Genomic DNA, 21,480 nt, shown 5'->3' on the forward strand with positions numbered 1-21,480 from the left:
CGGGGAGGAGCGCGTCACCCGGGTTCGGCCAGGTCGAAGGCGGTGTTGACGAGCGCGACGTGGCTGAACGCCTGTGGGGTGTTGCCGAGTTGGCGGCGGGCGCGCGGGTCCCACTGTTCGGAGAGCAGGCCGAGGTCGTTGGCGAGGCCGACCACGCGGGCGAAGAGTTCGCGGGCCTCGCCCCGGCGGCCGGTGGCGGCGAGGGCGTCGGCCAGCCAGAACGAGCAGGCCAGGAAGGCGCCTTCACCACCGGACAGGCCGTCGGCGCGCCGGTGGGCCTGGTAGCGGCGGACGAGTCCGCCGTGGTCGAGGCCGTCCCGGACGGCGTCGACGGTGCGGATCACCCGGGGGTCGTCCGGCGGGAGGAAGCCGCTCTTGACCACGAACAGGGTGGCCGCGTCGAGCCCCTGCCCGCCGTAGTGCTGGACGAAGATGCCGCGCCGCCGGTCGTAGCCGTGGGCGCAGACGTCGGCGTGGATGGCGTCGCGCATCGCCCGCCAGCGGTCGACGGGCGCGGGCAGCCCGGTGGCTTCGGCGAGCCGGACGGCGCGGTCGGCGGCGACCCAGGACATCACCTTGGAGTGGACGAAGTGCTGCCGCCCGCTGCGCACTTCCCACAGGCCCTCGTCGGGTTCGCGCCAGTGCTGTTCGAGGTACGCCATGAGGGCCCGCAGCAGCGTCCAGACGTGCCGTTCCATCGGCAGGCCGGCCAGCAGTGCGAGGTGCAGGGTGTCCACCACCTCGCCGTAGACGTCGAGTTGGAGCTGGTCGACGGCGGCGTTGCCGAACCGGACCGGCCGGGATCCCTCGTAGCCGGGCAGCCATTCGGCGACGGCCTCGCCGAGGACGCGCTCGCCGGCCACCCCGTAGACGGTCTGCAGGTCGCCCGGGTCGCCGGCGATGGCGCGCAACAGCCAGCGCCGCCAGGCCGCCGCCTCCTCGCGGAAGCCGCCGCGGAGCAGGGCGGAGAGCGTCATCGACGAGTCGCGCAGCCAGCAGAAGCGGTAGTCCCAGTTGCGCACGCCGCCGATCCGCTCGGGCAGTGACGCGGTGGGCGCGGCGACGATCCCGCCGGTGGGGGCGTAGGCGAGCGCCTTGAGCGTGATCAGCGAGCGCAGGACGGCGTCCCGCCACTCGCCGTGGTAGCGGCAGCCGGCCGCCCACAGCTGCCAGTCGCGGAGCGTGGTGAGCAGGGCCGTCTCGGGGTCGGTGCGCGGGGTGGTGGGCAGGTGGGAGGGCTGCCAGGTGAGGACGAAGGCGATGCGGTGGCCGGCGGCGATGCTGAAGTCCGATGCGGTGACGCCGTCCACCCCGTAGGTGTGCACCCCGGGCGGGACGCGCAGCCAGGCGGAGTCGGGCCCGGCGACGGCGACGCGGTGGCGGCCGGTGCGGCGCACCCAGGGCTCGATCCGGCCGTGGTTGAACCGCAGCCGCAGTTCGCCGCGGACCGCGACGGTGCCGTCGAGGCCCTCGACGATCCGGATCAGCTGCGGGGTGCGCCGGCTGTCCTGTCCGCGTTGGGGCATGAAGTCGGTGATCCGGACCGAGCCGCCGGGCGTGTGCCAGTCGCTCTCCAGGACGAGGCTGTCGCCGCGGTAACGGCGGGTGGAACACTGCGTGCCGCCGACCGGGGCGAGCCGCCAGGCGCCGTGCTGCCGGTCGCCGAGCAGGCCGGCGAAGCAGCTGGGGGAGTCGAACCGGGGCAGGCAGAGCCAGTCGACGGATCCGTCCCGGCCCACCAGGGCAGCGGTCTGGAGGTCGCCGATCAGCGCGTAGTCCTCGATGCGTCCGGCCATCACTTCATTCTCGGCCGCCGTGGCCCACCCGGCAGGACGGGGGCGCCACGCCCGGGCGGGACGGAGCCACCGCCTCCGCCGGGACGGAGCCGCCGCCTCCGCGGGACGGGAGAACTCCGCTTGCACGCGTTCGGCGTGCAAGGGAGGATCTTTTGTGCTTGTAGTCTCATCAGTCACAGCCGTCTCTCAGGCAGCTGGCTTCCCGGAACCGGAGCGAAGGAGTCCCTAGATGCGGCGACCGAACTGGGTACCGGAGGGCACGGACCTGGACAAACCGAACGCCGCGCGGGTCTACGACTACTACCTCGGCGGTTCGCACAACTTCGAGGTCGACCGGGAGATGGCCCGCCAGGCGATGGCCCTGTGGCCGGAGCTGCCGCAGATCATGCGCTCCAACCGGGCCTTCCTGCGCCGCGCCGTCCAGTTCGTGGCCGAGGAGGGCATCACCCGCTTCCTGGACATCGGCTCCGGCATCCCCACCTTCGGCGCCGTGCACGAGATCGCCCGGGCGATCCGCCCGGAGGCCGAGGTCGTCTACATCGACCGGGACCCGGTCGCCGTCGCGCACAGCCGCCTGCTGCTGGAGGACGACCCGCGCAGCGCCGTCGTCCAGGCCGACGTCAGGGACATCGACGACCTGCTGTCCCGTCCCGAGGTGACGGCGCTGCTGGCGGCCGGCGAGCCGGTGGCCGTGCTGCTGGTGGCCGTCCTGCACTTCGTCAGTGACTCCGAGGACCCGTGGAAGCTGGTCCAGGTGCTGCGTGACGCCCTCCCGCCCGGCAGCGCGCTGGTCCTGTGCCACGCCTCCCTGGAGGGCCGCCCGGACCAGGCCGAGGACCACCAGAAGCTGTACCGGATGACGCCCACGCCGCTGACCATGCGCACCCGCGAGCAGATCACCGCGATGTTCGACGGCTTCGAGCTCGTCGAGCCGGGCGTCGTCTACCTGCCGCAGTGGCGGCCCGACCAGCCGGCGGCCGTCGGCCAGCACCCCGAGCGGATGACCGGGGTGGCGGGCGTTGGGTTCCGCCCGTGAACGATGCGCCGGTGCCGAGCAGTGCCGAACGGTTCCACGAGGACTGGTCGCGGCTGCTCTCCGGTGACCACGGCACGGCGGTCCACCCCGGTCTGCTCGGCAGGCTGGTGGCCCGGACCGCCGCGCTGCTCCACCGTGCCCAGCAGGAGCAGCCGTTCGAGCCGCACCTGGCGGCCCAGGCCGGCGCCGAACTGGTGGACGCGCACTTCACCGACCCGGTGGTGCTGGCCCGGGCCGTCGAGCTGCTCCAGGAGCAGCCGGTCGGCGACGACCGCGGGCCGGCCCTCTGCGGCGCCTTCGCCGCCGGTTGGGCGGCCGCCCTGCGCGAGCGCACCCTGCGCGAGCAGGAGGCCATCCGGACCGCCGCCGACGTGGCCCGCAAGGAGGCCGAACGGGCCCTGCGCGACTCCGAGGCGCGCTTCCGCGCGCTGTTCGAGAGCGCCGCGATCGGCATCGGCATCGGTGACACGGACGGCAACATCCTGGCCGTCAACAAGGCCCTCCAGGAGCTGTTCGGCGCGACCCCCGAGGACATGACCGGCCGCCGGGTCGGCGATCTCGTGCACCCCGAGGACACGCCCGGTGTCTGGGAGGCGTACGAGGAGCTGATCAGCGGCAAGCGGGACTACTTCCAGTTCGACAAGCCGTACTACCGGCACGACGGCGAGGTGGTCTGGACGCACCTGACCGTCTCGCTGATCCGTGACGACGACGGCCGCCCGCAGTACCAGGTGGCGATGCTGGAGGACGTCACCGACCGCTACCGGCTCCAGGAGCGCCTGCGCCACCAGGCGACCCACGACCCGCTGACCGGCCTGCCCAACCGCGCGGCCTTCTTCGAGCGGCTGGAGAAGCTCTTCGAGGAGCCGGACCCGGGCGCCCGGTTCGGCCTCTGCTACGTCGACCTCGACGGTTTCAAGGTGGTCAACGACAGCCTCGGCCACGACACCGGCGACCAGCTGCTCTCCGCCGTCGCGGCCCGGCTGAAGGCCGCCCTCACCCCGCTCGGCCACCTGGTCGCCCGGCTCGGCGGCGACGAGTTCGTGGTGCTGCTGGAGAACTGCCGCGGCGAGCAGGAGGCCGTCGCCGCCGCCAAGACCGTGCTGAAGGCACTGGCCGGTCCCGTCCTGATCGGCGATCACAAGCTGGCCGTCGGCGCCAGCGTGGGCGTGCTGGAGCGGCGGGTCTCGACCACCACGCCGGGCGCCGCCGTCCGCGCCGCCGACCTGACGTTGTACCGGGCCAAGGAGGCGGGCCGCGGCCGCTGGACGCTCTTCGACCCCAAGGAGAACGCCCGCGCCGTCAGCCGCTACGCCGTCTCCGTCCGGATGCCCGCCGCCCTCGACCGCGGCGAGTTCTTCATCGACTACCAGCCGTTGTACGCGCTGGCCGACGGCCGGCTGGCCGCCGTCGAGGCGCTGGTGCGCTGGCGTCACCCGCAGCTCGGGGTGCTCGGCCCGGACGAGTTCGTCACCACCGCCGAGGAGACCGGCCTGATCCTGCCACTCGGCCGCTGGGTGCTGGAGCAGGCCTGCGGCCAGGCGGCCGACTGGATCAAGCGGTTCGGCGACGACGCCCCGCAGCTCAACGTCAACCTGGCGGTCCGTCAGGCCCGCAACGCCGCCATGGTGACGGACCTCGGCCGGATCCTCGACTCCACCGGCCTGGATCCGGCCCGGCTCCAGCTGGAGATCACCGAGTCCACCGTGGTCGGCCCGGAGGACGAGGCGCTGCGCACCCTGCACGGGCTGGTCGACCAGGGTGTCTCGCTCGCTGTCGACGACTTCGGCACCGGCTGGTCCAACCTCGCCTACCTGCGCGACCTCCCGGTCTCCGGGCTGAAGATCGCCGGCTCGTTCGTCGGTGACCTGCACGACCCGGCCAAGGACGCGGCCACCGGCTGGCGGATCGTCAGCGGCCTGGTGTCGATGGCGCACGCGCTCAACCTGACCGTCACGGCCGAGGGCGTGGAGACCCGCAAGGACGCCGAGCGGCTGCGCGCGATCGGCTGCGACTGGGCGCAGGGCTGGCACTTCGGGCGGCCGGTGCGGCCGGCCGAGATCGCCCGCCGGATCGCCGAGGAGCCGGAAGGGCGCCCGGTCGGGGGCTGACGCCACGTCGGGGGTCGGGCCCGCCGGTCGTGGTGCGGTGCCGTCCGGTAAATCCGCGTGCGGGTACGGGCCGGGCTCCGTGACGGCATCCTCCGGGCCCCGGTGCGGGAGGCGTCGGCGGCGCCGGGTTCGTGGCCGCTCCGGTTCGTCCGCCGGTGCGTCCGCCGGTCCGTCCCCGGGCCGTCCGTGGCCGGTTCGCGGCCCGTTCGTGGCGCCTCCGTGGCCCCGTCGGCGGCCTCGCCGGTCAGGCCGGGCGACCTATGTCGAATCGGGCATAAGCAACCAATTACCGCAAATCTATTGACGTGACGCCGGTCACCTGGGCACGATGAGGCCCTGGCACACCTCGCACCCTCCCGGTGCGGGGAGCACATTCGGCCAGTTCGACAGACCGGCGCTTCGGCGCCCGAGAGCGTCGGCGGTGCGCACCCCATCCGACCGCCGGGGATCGCTCTCCTCGTTCCGGCAGTCCCTCCGGGGACTTCCCTTCCGGGGCCCTGCCCTCCGCGTATCCGTCGCGCACCGGGCCCGCCCCGTTTCCCCAGGGGCCGCGCCGTGCCCGGCGCCGCCTGCCGCCTCCCCCCGAGAGGCCGTCCCCGATGAGCACCACCCTGCCCCCCCACGTCGTTCCGTATCCGGACCACGACGGCCGGCCGCAACGCCGCGCCGAGGACCGGGTCCATCCGGACCAGAACGGCCGGCCGCAGCGCCGCGCCGAGGACCGGGTCACCGCCCGGCGGCCGATGCGCCGCTCCGGGGACGGCGTCGCCAGCAAGCACGGCGTCTCGCTGGTCGTGCCCGCCCACAACGAGGCCCGCAACATCCCCTGGGTGTTCGAGCAGATCCCGCGCTGCGTCGACGAGGTGATCCTGGTCGACGGCTCGTCCAGCGACGCCACCGTCCCGGTGGCCAGGCACTGCCTGCCGACCGTCCGCAGCGTCCAGCAGAGCGGGCCCGGCAAGGGCAACGCCCTGCGCACCGGCTTCGCGGCCGCCACCGGCGAGTACATCGTCATGATGGACGCCGACGGCTCCATGTGGCCCGGCGAGATCCCGCACTACCTGCACTTCCTCGACCACGGCTACGACTTCGTCAAGGGCTCGCGGTGCATAGCCGGCGGGGGCTCGCTGGACTTCACCAGGGTCCGCTCGCTCGGCAACCGGGCCCTGCTCGCCGTCGTGAACCGCCTGTACGACGCGAGCCTCACCGACCTGTGCTACGGCTACTGCGCCTTCCGCCGCTCCTTCCTGGACGCCCTCGACCTGCGCTCCACCGGCTTCGAGATCGAGGCCGAGATGATCGCGCACGCGCTGTGCTCCGGACTGCGGATCGCCGAAGTGCCGAGCCTGGAACTCCCCCGCCGCAGCGGTCGCTCCCACCTCCACGCCATCTCCGACGGCCGCCGGGTGCTGAGGACCCTGATCTCCGAGCGTCCCGGCGCCCGGGCCTCGGCGGCCGCCCCTGCGGAGGAGCGATGATGAATGGCTCCGACCGGCGCACCGCAGCTGCCTGCCCGCGCCCTGCCGCCCGCGACTCGCTCTACACCCCCGTTCGTGTCGTCGAACTGGACCTGGACGAACCGAGCGGGCTGCGCCCGCCCGGCGGTTTCGGCACCGTCGACCCGGCCGGCCGCGTGTTGGCGTTGGTGCGGCTGCACGGACACCCGCTCGGCTTGGTCACGGCCACCGGAACAGCAGGCGACACCGCCACGCTGCGCCGGGCGCTGGTCGACGCCGCTCACCGGGAACTGCGTGTTCCCGCCCTGTCCACCGCGACACCCGCGGCGCGTCCCGGTCGGGTCGGCCGCGCCCGGGTGCCCGCGGGCCCGGTCACGGTCAGCGTGGTGATCTGCACCCGCAACCGGACCGGACAACTGCGGAGCTGCCTGGACTCCCTGCTGCGGAACGGCTATCCGTCCACGGAGATCCTGGTGGTCGACAACGCTCCGCGGAGCGACGCCACCGAACACCTCGTCGCCACCCGGTACCGGGATCGCGTGCGTTACGTGCGCGAGCCGGTGCCGGGCCTGGCCCGGGCCCGCAACCGCGGCCTGGCCGCCGCGCGCGGCGAGGTGGTGGCGTTCGCCGACGACGACCTGATCATCGACGAGCACTGGGTGGAGTCGCTGGCCGGCGCCTTCCACGCGGACGACCGGATCGGCTGCGTCACCGGGCTCGTCCTGCCGGCCGAGCTCGAAACCGCGGCGCAGGCCGCCCTCGAACAGTACGGCGGCTACTCGCGCGGCTTCGCCGCCCGCGACTGGACGCTGCGCGGCCGGCCGGACGACCCGCTGATGCGGTTCTCGGTCGGGCGGTTCGGCTCCGGCGCGAACATGGCCTTCCGGGTCGCCGTGCTGCGGGACATCGGCGGGTTCGACCCGGCGACGGGCGCCGGCACGCCGGCGCGCGGCGGCGAGGAACTGCTGGCCTTCTTCCAGACCCTCGACGCCGGGCACACCGTCGCCTACCAGCCGGACGCCATCGTCTGGCACCGCCACCCCCGCACCTGCGACGACCTGACCCGGCAGATCTTCAACTTCGGCTTCGGCTTCGGCGCCTACCTGACCGCCGTGATCTCGCACCGGCCGGGCGTGCTCACCGCACTCGTGCGGCGCGTCCCCGGCGGCATCCGGCGCTGGCAGACGGTGCGCCGCCACCGGGCCCGCAGCGGTCCGGTCGAGGGCGAGGCCGTCCTGCTGAAGCTGGGGCGCCGCGAGTTCCGCGGCCTGCTGGCCGGACCCTTCGGCTACCTGCTGAGCGTGCGGCGCGAGCGCGCCGTGCGCAGTGGAGGTGCGTCATGAGCACCACGCTCCCGGTGCCCGCGCAAGTGGTCCAACTCGATCTCGACCGGCCCGGTGGGCCGTGGCGGCCCGGCTTCGCGGCCCCGGTCCGCCCGGAGGGGTCCGTCGTGGCCCTGGTCCGCCGGGCCGGCCGACCCCTCGGCCTGGTCACCCTCACCCCGGAGGCCGGCCCGGAGGTCCCTCCTGGCGTCCGCCCGGACAACTCCGACGTCCGCCCGGGCGACGACCCGGACGGGCCGTGGGACGGCGACGGCCTGCGCCGGCGGCTGGTCGAGGCGGCCGAACGCGACCTCGGCCCCGAGGCCGGCTCCGGCTCCGGCCCGGGCTCCGGCCCCGCCGCCGTCACCACCCCGCCGCCCGCGGCCCCCGCGCCGGGCGTGACCTCCGCGCCGCTGGTGAGCGTCATCGTCTGTACGCGCGGACGCCCGACACTGCTCGGCGACAGCCTGCGCGCGCTGCTGCGCACCGACTACCCGGGCACCGAATTCCTCGTGGTCGACAACGCGCCGGAGGACGACACCACCGAACACCTGATCCGCACGCTCGCGCCGGGCCGGCTGCGCTACCTCTGCGAGCCCGTCCCGGGCCTCGCCCGGGCCCGCAACCGCGGCCTCGCCGCCGCCCGGGGCGAGTTCGTGGCCTTCACGGACGACGACGCCCTCGCCGACCCCGGCTGGGTGGCCGCCATCGTCGCGGCCTTCCGGGCCGACCCGCGGATCTCCTGCGTCACCGGGCTCGTCGTCCCCGCCGAACTCGACACCGAGGCCCAGGCCGTCTTCGAGCGCTACTGCGGTTTCGGCAAGGGCTTCGCCCCCCGTGACTGGTCGCTGCGCACGGACGGCCCGGACCCGCTCTTCCCCTACGCCGCCGGCCGCTTCGGCACCGGCGCGAACATGGCCTTCCGTACCTCCGTCCTGCGGGACATCGGCGGGTTCGACCCGGCCACCGGAGCCGGCACGCCGACCCGCGGCGGCGAGGACCTGCTCGCCTTCCTGCGCGTCCTGGTGGCCGGGCACACCCTGGCCTACCGGCCGGACGCCGTCGTCTGGCACCGGCACCGCCGCACCATGGCGGCGCTGGACGCCCAGATCAAGGGCTTCGGGGTCGGCCTCGGCGCCTACCTGACCGCCGCCGTCGCCCACCGCCCCGGCCTGCTCGTCGACCTGCTCCGCCGCCTCCCGGCCGGCACCCGCTACGCCGTACGCCGCGCGCTGACCGGCCGTACGCAGGCGGGCCGGGCCCCGACCGGCCGTACGCCGACCCGCCGCACCGCACGCGGCGCCACCGCTACGGAACCCGCAACCCACCGCCGTACGGAGCCGGCGCCCGCGCCCGCCGCCGACGGCGACCCGGCGCTGGCCCGCCTCGGCCGGCTCGAACTCCGCGGCCTGGTCCACGGACCGTTCAGCTACCTGGTCAGCCTCCGGCAGGACCGCAGGTTCCGGGCGGAAAGCCGGTCGTGATGCTGCTCCCCACCGCGCGCACCCCCACCTCCGAGCGGGCCTGTTCCTGCCCGCTGCCGCTGCCCTGCGAGTGCTCCTACCCGGCGCTGCTGAAGGCCCGGTTCCGGTCCGTCCGGGTGCGGTTCGCGGGGGAGCCGCTGCTGCACAACGGCCACATACTGCTGGCGAGTTCGATCGTCGCGGCGGCCCTCGGCGCGATCTTCTGGGTGTTCGCCACCCGCTGGTACAGCCCCGCCACCGTCGGCCTCTCCTACGCGGCCGTCTCCGCCGCCGGCCTGCTCTCCGCGGTCGGCCGCTTCAACCTCAACAGCGTCCTGGTGCGCTTCCTCCCCGGCGCGGGCCGCCACACCCGCCGCCTGGTCCTGCGCTGCTACATCGCCAGTGCCGTCGCCAGCGCGCTCGCCGCGGTCGGCTTCCTGGCGCTGATCCCCTGGATCTCGCCCAGCCTGAACTTCCTGCGGGAGCCGCTGGTCGCCGTCGCGTTCGTCGTCGTCACCGCCGGCTACTCGCTGTTCGTCCTCCAGGACGGCGCACTCACCGGCCTGCGGCGCACCGGCTGGGTGCTCGGCGAGAACGCGTTCTTCGCCGTCGTGAAAGCGGCCGCGCTCGCCGTCTGCGCCCTGTTCGCCGTCGGCACCGGCATCCTCGTCTCCTGGGCGGCGGCCCTGCTCGTCACCGTGCTGCTGACCAACATCGTGCTCTTCCGCCGTGCGATCCCGACGCACCAGCGGGCCCCCGGCGCGGACGCCGCCCCGGTGCCCCCGCGGGTGGCCCGGTACGCGGTGGCGGACTTCCTCGGCAACATCTCCGGCATCGTCGCCTGCAGCGTCGTCCCGCTGATGGTCCTCGCCACGCTCGGCGCGGCGCAGAACGCCTACTACTCGCTCGCCTGGGTGATCGCCGACAGCCTCTACATGGCCGCCTACAGCATGGGCAGCTCGCTGGTCGTCGAGGCCGCCCACGCACCCGAGCGGCTGGCCGAGCACGCCCGCCGGATGCTGCGGCACACCGGGCTGCTCGTGCTCGGCGCGGTCGCCGTGATCGTGATCGGCGCGCCGTGGCTGCTGCGCCTGTTCGGCCCCGGCTACGCCGAGCACGGCACCACCGTGCTGCGGCTGATGGCCCTCTCCGCCCTGCCGAATGTCGTGCTCAGCCTGGCCACCGACGTCGCCCGGGTGCGCCGCGCCCTCCCCTGGATGATCGGGCTGCAACTCGTCTACGCCGTCCTCGTCATCGCCCTCACCGCCGGACTCCTGCCCGTGCTCGGACTCACCGGCGTCGGCCTGGCCTGGCTGATCGCCGGCACCGTCCTGGCTCTTCCCCTGCTGGTCGCGCTCCCGCGCTGGCTGCCCCACCCCGCCGATCGGAGATCGTGATGAACACCGTGCCGAACCCCGGGGCGGACACCGCACAGGGCCTCCCGCGGACGCTGTCCGTCGTCGTGTGCAGCTACACCCTCGACCGGTGGGACGACATCTGCGCGGCCCTCGACTCGCTCGCGGCCCAGCTCCGGCAGCCCGACGAGACCGTCGTGGTGGTGGACCACTGCCCCGGGCTCACCGCCCGGCTCACCGCCCGTCTCGCCGGCCGACCGGACGTGCGCCTGGTGGAGAGCCCGGAGGAACCGGGCGTCTCCGGCGCCCGCAACACCGGCGTGACGGCCGCCTACGGCGAGGTCGTCGCCTTCCTGGACGACGACGCCGTGGCCGAACCCGACTGGACGCAGGCCCTGCTCGACGGCTACCGGGACCCGCACGTGATCGGCGTCGGCGGCCCGGTGGACTCCTGGTGGGAGACCGGCCGCCCGGACTGGTTCCCGCCCGAGTACGACTGGGTGGTCGGCTGCTCGTACCCCGGCGCGCCCGAGGCCACCGGGACGGTGCGCAACTTCATCGGCGCGAACATGTCGTTCCGCCGGGCCGACGTCGTCGCCGCCGGAGGCTTCCGCAGCGACCTCGGCCGGATCGGCACCAGCCCGTTCGGCTGCGAGGAGACCGAGCTCTGCCTGCGCCTCACCGCCCGCCACCCCGGTGGCGAGCTGCGCCACGAGCCCGCCGCCGTCGTCCGCCAGCACGTCCCGCCCGCCCGCGCCACCTGGCGCTACTTCACCTCCCGCTGCTACGCCGAGGGCCGCTCCAAGGCCGTCGTCGCCCGGCACGCGGGCGCGCGCTCCGCCCTCGCCACCGAACGCCGCTACGTACGCCGCACGCTGCCCGCCGCCGTCGGCCGCGCCCTGCGCCGCGGCCGGGTCGGCGCCGCCGCGGCCCTGGGCACCGGCGCCTGCCTGGCGGCGGTGGGCTACACCACCGGCCGGCTCGCCCGGCCCGGCCACCGCGCCGGCGCCGACGCGCCCGGGCCGAGCGCCGGCCCGGCCCCCGCCGAGGCCGTGACGAGGAGCAGGCCATGAGATCCGTGCCGGTCTTCCTCTACCACTCGGTGTCCGACAACCCGCCGCCGTGGATCGCCCCCTGGACGGTGACGCCCGAGAGCTTCCGCCGCCAGATCGACCTGATCGGTGAGAGCGGACTGGAGGTGGTGCCGCTGCGCCGCCTCGTCTCGGCGATCCTCGGCGGCCCGCCGCTGCCCTCCCGGGCGGCCGTGCTCACCTTCGACGACGGCTTCGCCGACTTCTACTGGACGGTCGCCCCCCTGCTCACCGAGCGGGGCCTGCCGGCCACCCTCTACGTCACCGTCGGCGCCGTCCACCCGCCCGGCGGACGCCCCACCGGCAGCCTCTTCCCGCCCGCGGAGATGCTGAACTGGCGCCAGATCGCCACCCTGGACGCGATGGGCTTCGAGATCGGCGGCCACTCCGTCACCCACGCCCAGCTGGACACCGTCCACGGGCGGCGCTGCACCGACGAGATCGTCGACTGCAAGCGGCGCCTGGAGGACGCGCTGGGCCACGGGACGAGTGCCTTCGCCTACCCGCACGGCTACTCCAGCCCCGCCGTCCGGCGCAAGGTCCGCGAGGCCGGCTGGACCTCGGCCACCGCCGTCGAGAACAAGTTCAGCTCCGCCTCCGACAACGTCCTGCGGATCTGCCGGCTGATGGTCCGCGCCGACACCCCCGACCGGGTGCTCCGCGCCTGGACGGAGGGACGCGGCGCCCGCACGGGGCCCGTCCCCGAGGGCCTCTACACGCGCCTGTGGCGCAACTACCGCCGACTGCGCACCGCCGTCGGCAGCCCGGTCGGGCGGCCCTCCAATGGTTGACCAAGTGGCCCGGGCCCGGACAGCACCGGACGGCGGCCCCCCGGACGCCCGCACCGCACCCGCCGGCGGACGGCAACCGCTCGGCGCCCTCGGCCTCTTCGCCCGCGCCGTCCTGCCGGTCGCCCTCGTCCTCTGGCTGATCGCCCTGACCAGGGTCCGGCTCGCCGGCATGGGCGACCTCGGGCTCGTCCAAGTCCTCCCGGTGCTGTACTGGGCCGGCCTGGCCCTGCTCACCACCGGCTTCGTCGCCGTCCTGCGCGACCCCCGGATCCGCCAGCGCTGGGCGGCCGGCTACGTGCTCGCCCTCATCGCCTTCATCCACGCCACCCCCACCCTGCTCTACCCGACGCTGCGCTACGCCTGGGCCTGGAAGCACGTGATGGTCGTCGACGCCATGCTGCGCCACGACGGCCCCGTGCCCCACGCGGGCGACCTCGACATCTACAACCAGTGGCCCGGCTTCTTCCAGCTCAACGCCCTGCTGCTGCGCGCCACCGGGCTGCACTCCGCCCTCGGCTACGCCGCCTGGTACCCGGTGATCGCCAACGTCGCCCTGCTCGGCGCGCTGCTGCTGCTGTTCCGGGCCGTCACCCAGGACCGCCGGCTGGTCTGGGGCGGGATCTGGATCTACTTCAGCGTCTCCTGGGTCGGCCAGGACTACTTCTCCCCGCAGGCCTTCACCTACCTGCTCTTCCTGGGCGTCCTGATCCTCGTGCTCCGCCGGCTGGCCGCGGCCCGGGCCCTCCGGGCCCCCGACGGGGTGCCGCCCGGCAAGGGCACCGGGGCGCGGGCCGTGACGTGGGTGTCCGACATCCCCCCGCGCGGCGGCTGGCGGCCGCTGCCGTTCGCGCTGCTGCTCGTCCTGACGGCCGCCATCGTCTGCTCGCACCAGCTCACCCCGCTGATGCTGATCAGCGCCCTGCTGATGCTCTCGCTGCCCCGCCGCAACCGCCGCGTCGTGCTGCCGGCCCTGGCCGCCTCGGTCGCCCTCACCTTCGCCTGGGACGCCACCGTCGCGCGACCCTACCTTTCGCGGAACATCGACAACCTGGTCGCCGCCCTGACGTCCGCCGACAACAAGGCCCTGCCCGCCCTGCAACGGCTGGCCCGGCCCGCCGAGGCGCAGGTGTTCGCCTCCTGGATCGACCGCGGCCTGACCGCCGTGGTGCTGCTCCTGGCGGTCACGGCCGTCGTCCGGCACCGCTGGGTGCGCCGGACGGCGCTGCCGCTGCTGCTGGTCGCGCCCGTCCCGCTGCTGCTGGCCAACAACTACGGCGGCGAGATGGTCTTCCGCGCGTACCTGTTCGCGCTGCCCGCCGCGGCGCTGCTCATCGCCACCGTGCTGTTCGCACCGACCCCGTCGGCGGCCGTGTCGCCGGCCCTGTCGGCCGCGCCGGCGCCCGCCCGCCCGGCCGCCGCACCGCCGCCGGCCGCCGCACCGCCCTCCGGTGCGCGCCGGGCCCTGCGCGTCCTCCGGCCGGTGCTCACCACCGCGGTCCTGCTCTCCCTCCTGGGCGGCCTGATCTTCGGCTACTACAGCAAGGAGGCGATGAACAGCTTCACCCCCGGTGAGGTCGCCGCGCTGCAGTACGTCGCGCGGACGGCGCCGACGGGCTCGCGGATCGTCTCGGTCACCGCCGACCTGCCCGGCGGCGAGGCGCGCTACGACGAGCACAGCCGTGCCGCGCTCGCCCTCGGCAGCGCCGAGGACCGCCGGCTCCTGCTGGCCGACCCGGCCGCCGCCGTCGAGGCCGCGCTCAGCAACCCGGCCGTCACCGGTCCCTCGTACCTGGTGCTGACCAGGTCCCAGGTCGAGGAGTGCGTGCTGACCGGCACCCTGCCCGCCGACACCGTCGACCGGGTCAGGGCCGCGGCCGGTGCCTCCGCCACGCTCCGGGTGGTGTTCACCGACGGTGACTCCGTGGTCTACCGGCACGTCACCCCGGTCGCCGAGCCGGGCCCGTTCGACGAGAGTGGTCAGTCATGAGGACGCCGCCCCGGACCGTTCCCCGCCTGCTGCTGGCCCTCCTCGGCTGGGCCGCCCTGGCCTCCACCGCGCTGCCCGCCGCCAACCCGCTGCGCGTCGCCCTCGTCGGCGCGCTGGTGCTGGCCGGCCCGGGCACGGCCGCGCTGCTGGGCCGGCCGACCGTCGCCCGGACGGCGGACGGGACGGACCGGCTCGCCTCGGCCTCGCTCGCGGTGGCGATCAGCACGGCGTGCGCCACGCTGGTCGCCGTCGCCTTCTTCCTCGCCCGGGACTTCTCCGTGGCGGGCGCGGTGGCGGTACTGGCCGGCGTGACCACCCTGCTGGCCGTCCTGCCGCTCCTGCCGCTCTTGCCGCTCCGGGTGCGGCGGGCCCCGGCGGCGTCCGGTTCCTCGGCCGGCTCCCCGCCGGGCTCCCCACCGGGCTCCCCGTCCGGACCTCCGCCCGGACCCCCGCGCGGACCCTCGCCCGGTCGCCCGCTCCGCCCCTCGCCCGGCCCCGTGTCGGGCGAGGGGCCGTCCGAGGCGGTGCCGCCGGCTCCCCGCCGGAGCCCCGCGCCCCGCGCGGAGCAGTCGCACCGCCCGCGACAGTCGCCCCGCGCGCACCGGGTGCACCGCGGCGCCGCCGCGGCGGGCGGTGCGGCGCTGCTGACGCTGCTCGCCGCCTGCTCCGGCTCCACCGGCTCCACCGGAGGCTCCGGTCCGACGGCGGCGGGATCGGACGCCGCGCAGCCGAAGAGCGGCGTCCCGGCCGCTCCGGCGGCCGGCGGGTCCTGGCGGCTCGTCTTCCAGGACGAGTTCTCCGGCACGACTCTTGACGGGAAGGACTGGACGACGTGCTACGACTGGAACAACGCCGGCTGCACCAACGCGGGCAACGGCGAACGGCAGTGGTACCAGCCCGGACAGGCCAAGGTCGCGGACAACCGGCTCACCCTCACCGCGCAGCGCCGGACGGTGACCGGCAGCGACGGCAGGACCTACCCCTGGGTGTCCGGCATGATCAGCACCGGCCGGGACAACTGGAACGCCCCGCCGCGGCACGCCTTCACGTACGGCTACTTCGCCGCCTCGCTGAAGGTGCCGGCCAATCCGGCCGGGTTCTTCCCCGCCTTCTGGCTGATCCCGGCCGCGACGCGCGGCACCCCGCCCGAGGTGGACATCGCGGAGTTCCCCAACACCGACCAGTACGTCCACATGAACCTGCACTGGCGCGGCGCCGACGGCTCGGACCAGCACATCGGCCAGAACTGGGGACCGGCCGCCTTCTCCGCGGGCTATCACGTCTTCGCCGTCGACTGGGAGCCCTCCGCGGTGACGTGGTACATCGACGGCCGGGAGTGGTTCCGGTTCACCGACCCCTCGCGGATCCCGAACGTGGCCATGGAGGTCGTGATCAATCTCGCCGTCGGGTACCTGGAACTGCCGCCCGACACGACCGACTCGGCCACGACGGACGTGCAGTGGGTCCAGGTGTGGCAGCACTGACGGGCAGGAGGACCATGGCACCGAGCCGTCTCGCCGCCGACCGCAGCGCTCCGGCGCTGCTGGTGAAGGTCGGCCACTATCCGCAGTCGCACAGCGCCGTCGGGGCGGTGCGCACGCTGGGCCGGCTCGGCGTCCCGGTCTACGCGATGGTGGAGGACAGGTTCACCCCCACCGCGGCGTCCCGCTACCTCACCGGAGCGATCGTCAGCCCCACCACCGGCCGCGAACCGCGCGACCGGCTGCTCGACGCGCTGCGGGAGGCGGCCGGCGAGGTCCGGCGCCGGACGGGGCGCCGCGCGGTGGCGGTGGCCACCGACGACGAGGCCGCCGTCCTGCTCGCCGAGCACGCGGCGGAGCTCTCCGCGGACCTCCTGCTGCCCCCGACCGAGGCCGGCCTGCCCCGGCGGCTCGCCGACAAGGCGGGCCTGTACGACATCTGCGAGTCCACCGGGACGCCCACCCCGCGCACCCGCGCCGCCGCCGACCGCGCCGGGCTGCTGGCCGCCGCCCGGCTGCTCGGCTACCCGCTCGTCCTGAAGAACCGGGCGCCGTTCAGCCGGCTGGAGCGGCCGGTCGTCGGGCACACCACCGTCGTCCACGACGAGGCGGAGCTGCTGTCGCACTGCCCGCCGGGCGGCCGGCCGTTCGCCGTCCTCGCCCAGGAGTACCTGCCGGCCGAGCAGGCGGAGGACTGGATCACGCACCTGACCTGCGGCGCCGGTGGTGAGCCGCTCGCGCTCTTCACCGGCGTCAAACTGCGCTCCTGGCCGCCCGGCGCGGGCATCACCACCCGGGCGCGGGCCGTCGCCAACCCCGCGCTGGCCGCGCTGGCCGCCCGGCTCTGCCGGCGGATCGGCTACAGCGGGATCGCCGACCTCGACTGGCGGCTCGACCTGCGCGACGGCTGCTACAAGCTGGTCGACTTCAACCCGCGCACCGGCGCCCAGTTCCGGCTGTTCGAGACCGTGGACGGGGTGGACGTCGTGCGCGCCCTCCACCTGTGGCTCACCGGGCGCCCGGTGCCCGCCGGCCCGCAACTCGCCCGCTGCTACGGCCTCGGCCAGCTCGACCTGCTCTCGGCCGGCTCCAGCCTGCGGCGGCTGCACCGCGTGCCGCCGGACCTGCGCCCGAGCCGCGGCACCGAGCGGGCCTGGCTCTGCCGGGACGACCCGGCGCCCGCGCTGGCCGAGGCCGCCCGGTTCGGCGGCCGCGCGGCCCGCTACGCCGCCCGGTACGCCGCGCGCCGGGCCGGCAACGCGGCGGCCGCCCGGCTGTCCGCGGTGTCGGCCGCCCGCCGCCCCTGCTGAGCCGCCCGCCTGCCCGCCGTCCGCTGCCGGTGCCTCACCCGCGGGCGGCGGAGACCGCTGCGGCGATCCGGCGCGCCGCGAAGTCCGTGCCGCAGACGAAACGCAGCAACGGGCCGAAGGTGTCCGCGGCGGACAGCCCGGTGAAGTAGAGGCCCGGTACCGAGGACTCGAAGGAGCCGGAGAGCCGGGGCGCACCCCGTGCCGTCCGCCGCACCGCCCGTCGGACGCCGGGGGAGAGCACGTCGAGGCGCTCCACGTCGACCCGGTAGCCGGTGGCCACGAGCACGTGGTCGGCCTCCAACTCGCCCGCCCGGCCGTGCATCCGGAGCCGGACCGCCCCGCCGTGCTCCCGGGCGGACGCGACGGAGTGACCGGTGAGCACCAGGACACCCTTGCCCTCGCCGTCCGCGCCGCCGATGCCAGTGCCGCCGACTCCCGTGCCGCCGATGCCCGTGCCCTCGACCCGTTCGCGGAGCCACCAGGCACCGGCCGGGCCCAGGACCGTCCGGACCTGGCGGGCCCGCAGATCGTCCGGGAGGTGGCGGAACGCCCAGGGGGCACGGGCGTAGCTCAACAGGTTCCAGCCGGGGCCGAGGTTCGACGCCGGAAACCGGACCCGGGTCGAGAGCGGCCGCGCACCCGGCAGATCGGTCTCCGGGGTGCACCCGAAGACCAGCCGGTCGGTCCGCGCGACCACCGTCGGCTCCGCCCCCATTTCGTGCAGCAGGGCCGCGCTCTCCAGGGCCGACTGCCCCGCGCCGACCACGGCCACCCGGCGTCCGGCGAAGACGCCCAGGTCCGCGTGCTCGGAGGTGTGCGAGGCGAGGCCCGCCGCGCGGAGCGGGGCCAGCATCCCGGGCACGTGGGCGTACGGGGTCAGCCCGGTCGCCAGCACTACGGCCCGGCCCACCACCTCCTCGCCGGTCCCCAGGCGCAGCCGGAACGCACCGGGCTCGTAGTCGATGCCGAGCACCGCTGTGCGTTCCAGCTCCGCCACGCAGTGCTGCTGGAACCAGTCGCCGTAGGCGATGAACTCCGCGATCGGCACCGGGTAGCGGTCGCCGACCGGGGGAGCCCCTCCGCGGCCCGGAAGTCGGCCAGCCGGTGCCGGCCGTCCGGCTCGGAGATGGTGGAGGCGCGCGGTGTGGACTTCAGGAACATCCCGGCCGGCATGTGCGCGCGCCAGCCCTCCATCGGCTCCCCGAACACCCTGGTCGGCACTCCACGGGCCTTCAGGTGTGCGGCGACGGCCAGCCCGTACGGGCCGGCGCCCACCACCGCGACCGGCAGGTGATCTGTCTGCATGGACGCCTCCCGGTGCTCCGCGGTCCCTCCAGAATGCGCCCACGGGGGCATGACGGCATCAGAGCGACCGACGAGCCACCCCACGCGGCCCGGAACGAGCAGGGAGCAGCACCCGGCGATCCGGCCGGGGGGCGTCCGTGATCGGCCTGTGGTCAGCCGACGCGCCCCTGCAAGAGGTCGTGAGCGAGTGAGAGGGTCGTTCCGCGGCCCTTGGCGCGCAGGTAGTGGACGTTGCTGGCGGACAGGTGGACGCCGGTCGGCACGCGGCGTTCGACGGTGATGCCGAGGGTGGAGAGCTGCTCCGCCTTGTCCGGGTTGTTGCTCAGCAGGTCGATGCCGGTGGCGCCGAGTGCCGTGAGCATCTGGGCGGCGGCGGTGTAGTCGCGACCGTCCTCGGGCAGGCCGAGTGCGGTGTTGGCGTCGTAGGTGTCGAGGCCGGAGTCCTGGAGGGCGTAGGCGTCCAGCTTGTTGTAGAGGCCGATGCCCCGGCCCTCCTGGCGCAGGTAGAGCAGGTAGCCGCCGGTCTCGGTGATCAGCTCGACGGACTCGCGCAGCTGCGGGCCGCAGTCGCACCGGTCCGAGCCGAACACGTCGCCGGTGAGGCACTCCGAGTGCAGCCGCACCAGGGGCGTCCGGCGGGGCGCAGCGCTGTCGTCGGGGCCGGCGGGCGTGGTGGCGGCAGGGGCGGTGGGGGCCCGGGTGGGGCCGAAGGCGAGCGCGAGGTGCTCGGCGCCGTCGGCCAGGCCGTGGAAGGTGAACACCTCGGCCTCGGTGCGGTAGCCGTCCGGGAAGGTCAGCGGGATGCGGACGCGGGAGCGGACCGTGGCGGCGCCCGGGCGCGGCGGGGCGGACTGCGGCATGGACGGGGCCTCCGTTACCGGTGAGGTGGGTCGGCTCCCGACCGTACTCGGTAGTTCCAATTTGAACAACTGCCGTTCGTCGCGGTCAGGGTCGGAGGCCGTTCACGGATCGCGCCGGAGGCCGGGGCGGGCGCCTCCCCCGAGGCGGGGGGACCGGGGGCATTCCCGGGGTGTTTCGGGGCGTCCTGGCGTGTTCCGGGCAGGTTCGACGGGGTTTCAGTATGTGGATGGGGCCGGACATGCAGTGTTAACACTGGAAGACTCGGCGACGAAACAGCGGTCCGGTAGGCCGCCCCGGCGTGCATGGACAGCGCGATGCCCTCAATGACGAGGGGGACCGCCGCCGAACCGCCGGGCCGCCGAACCGTCGCGCCGTCGGGCCACCGGGCCGTGGCGACCCGACCGGAGCGGGCACGGGAAGTCGGGTGCGGCAGGGTGGGTCCTTCCTACGGTGGTGATCAGTGAAGGGAAGGACGGGGCCGGCATGCTGGAACACCTGAACCGGGCGATGGAGCACATCGAGGAGCGCCTGGACGCGACGATCGACGTGGCCGAGCTGGCACGGATCGCGCTGACGTCGGAGTACCACTTCCGGCGGATGTTCTCCGCGCTGGCCGGGATGCCGCTGTCGGAGTACGTGCGGCGCCGGCGGCTGACCGTCGCCGGCGCCGAAGTGCTCTCCGGCGAAAGGACGTTGCTGGACGTGGCGGTCCGGTACGGGTACACCTCGGGCGAGGCGTTCGCCCGGGCGTTCCGGGCGATGCACGGCATCGGTCCGGGGGAGGCCCGGCGTGCCGGCGCGGTGCTCAAGTCCCAGCCCCGGATGTCCTTCCGACTCGTCGTCGAAGGGAGCAGCAGTATGGAGTACCGGATTGTCGAGAGGCCCGCGTTCCGGGTGGTCGGGCGTCGGGCCCGGGTGCCCCTCGTCCACGAGGGGGTGAACCCGGCCATCGCCTCGTTCATCAAGGGGCTCGGCCAGGAGGGCATCGACCGGATCGCGGCCCTGTCGGAGCAGGAGCCGGAGGGCATCGTCTCGGTGACCGAGTTCTTCTCGGACAGCCGCGAGGAGGGCGTCGAACTCGACTACTACCACGCGGTGGTGGCGGGCGTGGAGGCCGACGTGCCGGACGGCCTGGACGTGCGTGAGGTGCCGGCCGGCACCTGGGCCGTCTTCTCCAACACGGGGACCTTCCCGAAGGCCCTCCAGGAGATGTGGCGGGACGTCTACACGCAGTGGTTCCCGTCCAATCCGTACGAGACCCGCCCGGGGCCGGAGATCCTGCGCGTCCGCTTCCTGGCCGGGGGCGACGCGGAGGCACAGCTCTGGATCCAGGTGGAGCGGGTCGCGCGGTGAACCCGCGCCGGTCGGTGGGGTGTTGACCGCCCCGCCGGCCGGGCGCAGGGTGGGGCCGGCGGGCCCGGAGGCTGTTAGGGTCCGCGCATGATGAAGCGTGTGCCCTTCCAAGGGGCGGAGAAGGAGAGCCTGTTCGTGGCTCTCGACCGGCACCGCGACGCGGTGCTCTGGAAGTTGGAGGGGCTGGACGACGAGCAGCTGAGGCGGCCGATGACGGCGTCCGGGACGACGCTGCTGGGGCTGGTGAAGCACCTCGGCGGCGTCGAACTGGGTTGGTTCTGCGAGACGTTCGGCCGCGAGACCGGGCCGCTGCCGTTCGACCTCGACGAGGACGAGGAGTCCGACCTCACGATCGGGCCGGACGAGTCGACCGCCGACATCCTCACGTTCTACGCCCGCGCCCGGGCGTCGGCGGACCAGGTCATCGAGGACCTGGACCTCGACGACCTCGGCCGTTCCTGGTTCGGCGACGAGGTCTCGCTGCGCTGGGTCCTCATCCACATGACCACCGAGACGGCCCGGCACACCGGACACATGGACATCCTCCGTGAGCTGATCGACGGCCGGACGGGGGACCACAACCGGGGGGACGCCTGATGTCCGGCGGCCGGGAACCGGCAGCCACCGGGGGCCCGACGGAGAGCAGCTGACGGAGAGCGTTCGCCCCCGCCGCCCCGCCCGTTCGGCGCAGCAGCGGCGGGCCGAGGCCACCGGCGGCCCGCATGCTGGGCCGGGGAGGGGCCCAGCGAAGGAGTGGATCG

16 protein-coding genes are annotated in these 21,480 nt (G+C 74.7%); 13 read left to right on the top strand and 3 right to left on the bottom strand.

Features of this window, described 5'->3' with window-relative positions:
* Positions 1–14 precede the first annotated feature (14 nt).
* Positions 15–1,796, bottom strand: coding sequence for a glycoside hydrolase family 15 protein (locus OH807_RS34390; RefSeq protein ID WP_406207185.1), 1,782 nt, complete (start codon positions 1,794–1,796; stop codon positions 15–17).
* A gap of 229 nt (positions 1,797–2,025) precedes the next feature.
* Between OH807_RS34390 and OH807_RS34395 the strand changes: the two genes are divergently transcribed.
* From OH807_RS34395 to OH807_RS34445, 11 genes are all read left to right on the top strand, one after another.
* Positions 2,026–2,832, top strand: coding sequence for an SAM-dependent methyltransferase (locus tag OH807_RS34395; RefSeq protein ID WP_406207188.1), 807 nt, complete (start codon positions 2,026–2,028; stop codon positions 2,830–2,832).
* Complete coding sequence (locus tag OH807_RS34400; protein WP_406207190.1) at positions 2,829–4,943, top strand: putative bifunctional diguanylate cyclase/phosphodiesterase; 2,115 nt, start codon at positions 2,829–2,831, stop codon at positions 4,941–4,943. The genes OH807_RS34395 and OH807_RS34400 overlap by 4 nt, the downstream gene beginning before the upstream one ends.
* A gap of 599 nt (positions 4,944–5,542) precedes the next feature.
* Positions 5,543–6,421: a glycosyltransferase family 2 protein gene (locus OH807_RS34405; RefSeq protein ID WP_406207193.1), complete on the top strand. Its 879-nt coding sequence runs from the start codon at positions 5,543–5,545 to the stop codon at positions 6,419–6,421.
* Positions 6,418–7,743, top strand: coding sequence for a glycosyltransferase family 2 protein (locus tag OH807_RS34410; RefSeq protein ID WP_406207196.1), 1,326 nt, complete (start codon positions 6,418–6,420; stop codon positions 7,741–7,743). The genes OH807_RS34405 and OH807_RS34410 overlap by 4 nt, the downstream gene beginning before the upstream one ends.
* Positions 7,740–9,206 carry a glycosyltransferase family 2 protein gene (locus tag OH807_RS34415; RefSeq protein ID WP_406207199.1) on the top strand — a complete coding sequence of 489 codons (1,467 nt, stop codon included), beginning with the start codon at positions 7,740–7,742 and terminating at the stop codon, positions 9,204–9,206. Before OH807_RS34410 ends, OH807_RS34415 begins: the two co-directional genes overlap by 4 nt.
* Entirely contained in the window at positions 9,203–10,582 is a 1,380-nt protein-coding gene (locus OH807_RS34420; protein WP_406207202.1) for a lipopolysaccharide biosynthesis protein, read from the top strand. Before OH807_RS34415 ends, OH807_RS34420 begins: the two co-directional genes overlap by 4 nt.
* The gene (locus OH807_RS34425; RefSeq protein WP_406207205.1) at positions 10,582–11,613 is read left to right on the top strand and encodes a glycosyltransferase family 2 protein; all 1,032 of its coding nucleotides are present in this window, start codon (positions 10,582–10,584) and stop codon (positions 11,611–11,613) included. The genes OH807_RS34420 and OH807_RS34425 overlap by 1 nt, the downstream gene beginning before the upstream one ends.
* Positions 11,610–12,422, top strand: coding sequence for a polysaccharide deacetylase family protein (locus tag OH807_RS34430; protein WP_406207208.1), 813 nt, complete (start codon positions 11,610–11,612; stop codon positions 12,420–12,422). The genes OH807_RS34425 and OH807_RS34430 overlap by 4 nt, the downstream gene beginning before the upstream one ends.
* Positions 12,415–14,409 carry a glycosyltransferase gene (locus OH807_RS34435; RefSeq protein WP_406207211.1) on the top strand — a complete coding sequence of 665 codons (1,995 nt, stop codon included), beginning with the start codon at positions 12,415–12,417 and terminating at the stop codon, positions 14,407–14,409. Before OH807_RS34430 ends, OH807_RS34435 begins: the two co-directional genes overlap by 8 nt.
* Positions 14,406–15,893, top strand: a complete 1,488-nt coding sequence (locus OH807_RS34440) for a family 16 glycosylhydrolase (protein ID WP_406207214.1) — start codon at positions 14,406–14,408, stop codon at positions 15,891–15,893. Before OH807_RS34435 ends, OH807_RS34440 begins: the two co-directional genes overlap by 4 nt.
* 14 nt (positions 15,894–15,907) lie before the next feature.
* Positions 15,908–17,200: an ATP-grasp domain-containing protein gene (locus OH807_RS34445; protein WP_406207217.1), complete on the top strand. Its 1,293-nt coding sequence runs from the start codon at positions 15,908–15,910 to the stop codon at positions 17,198–17,200.
* A 34-nt stretch (positions 17,201–17,234) separates the two neighbouring features.
* On the opposite strand, the gene OH807_RS34450 is transcribed toward OH807_RS34445, so the two are convergent.
* The gene (locus OH807_RS34450; RefSeq protein WP_406207220.1) at positions 17,235–18,248 is read right to left on the bottom strand and encodes an FAD-dependent oxidoreductase; all 1,014 of its coding nucleotides are present in this window, start codon (positions 18,246–18,248) and stop codon (positions 17,235–17,237) included.
* Positions 18,249–18,657: 409 nt separating this feature from the next.
* Positions 18,658–19,365: a GTP cyclohydrolase II gene (gene ribA / locus OH807_RS34455; protein ID WP_406207223.1), complete on the bottom strand. Its 708-nt coding sequence runs from the start codon at positions 19,363–19,365 to the stop codon at positions 18,658–18,660.
* 484 nt (positions 19,366–19,849) lie between these two features.
* Here ribA and OH807_RS34460 point away from each other — a divergent pair, with 484 nt between their 5' ends.
* Together OH807_RS34460 and OH807_RS34465 are read left to right on the top strand one after the other, a co-directional pair.
* Positions 19,850–20,719, top strand: coding sequence for a GyrI-like domain-containing protein (locus OH807_RS34460; protein WP_406207226.1), 870 nt, complete (start codon positions 19,850–19,852; stop codon positions 20,717–20,719).
* Positions 20,720–20,806: 87 nt separating this feature from the next.
* Positions 20,807–21,316, top strand: a complete 510-nt coding sequence (locus OH807_RS34465; RefSeq protein WP_406207228.1) for a DinB family protein — start codon at positions 20,807–20,809, stop codon at positions 21,314–21,316.
* The last annotated feature ends 164 nt before the right edge of the window (positions 21,317–21,480 follow it).

Source organism: Kitasatospora sp. NBC_01560 (assembly GCF_045208415.1).
In the GTDB taxonomy this organism is placed as follows: domain Bacteria; phylum Actinomycetota; class Actinomycetes; order Streptomycetales; family Streptomycetaceae; genus Kitasatospora.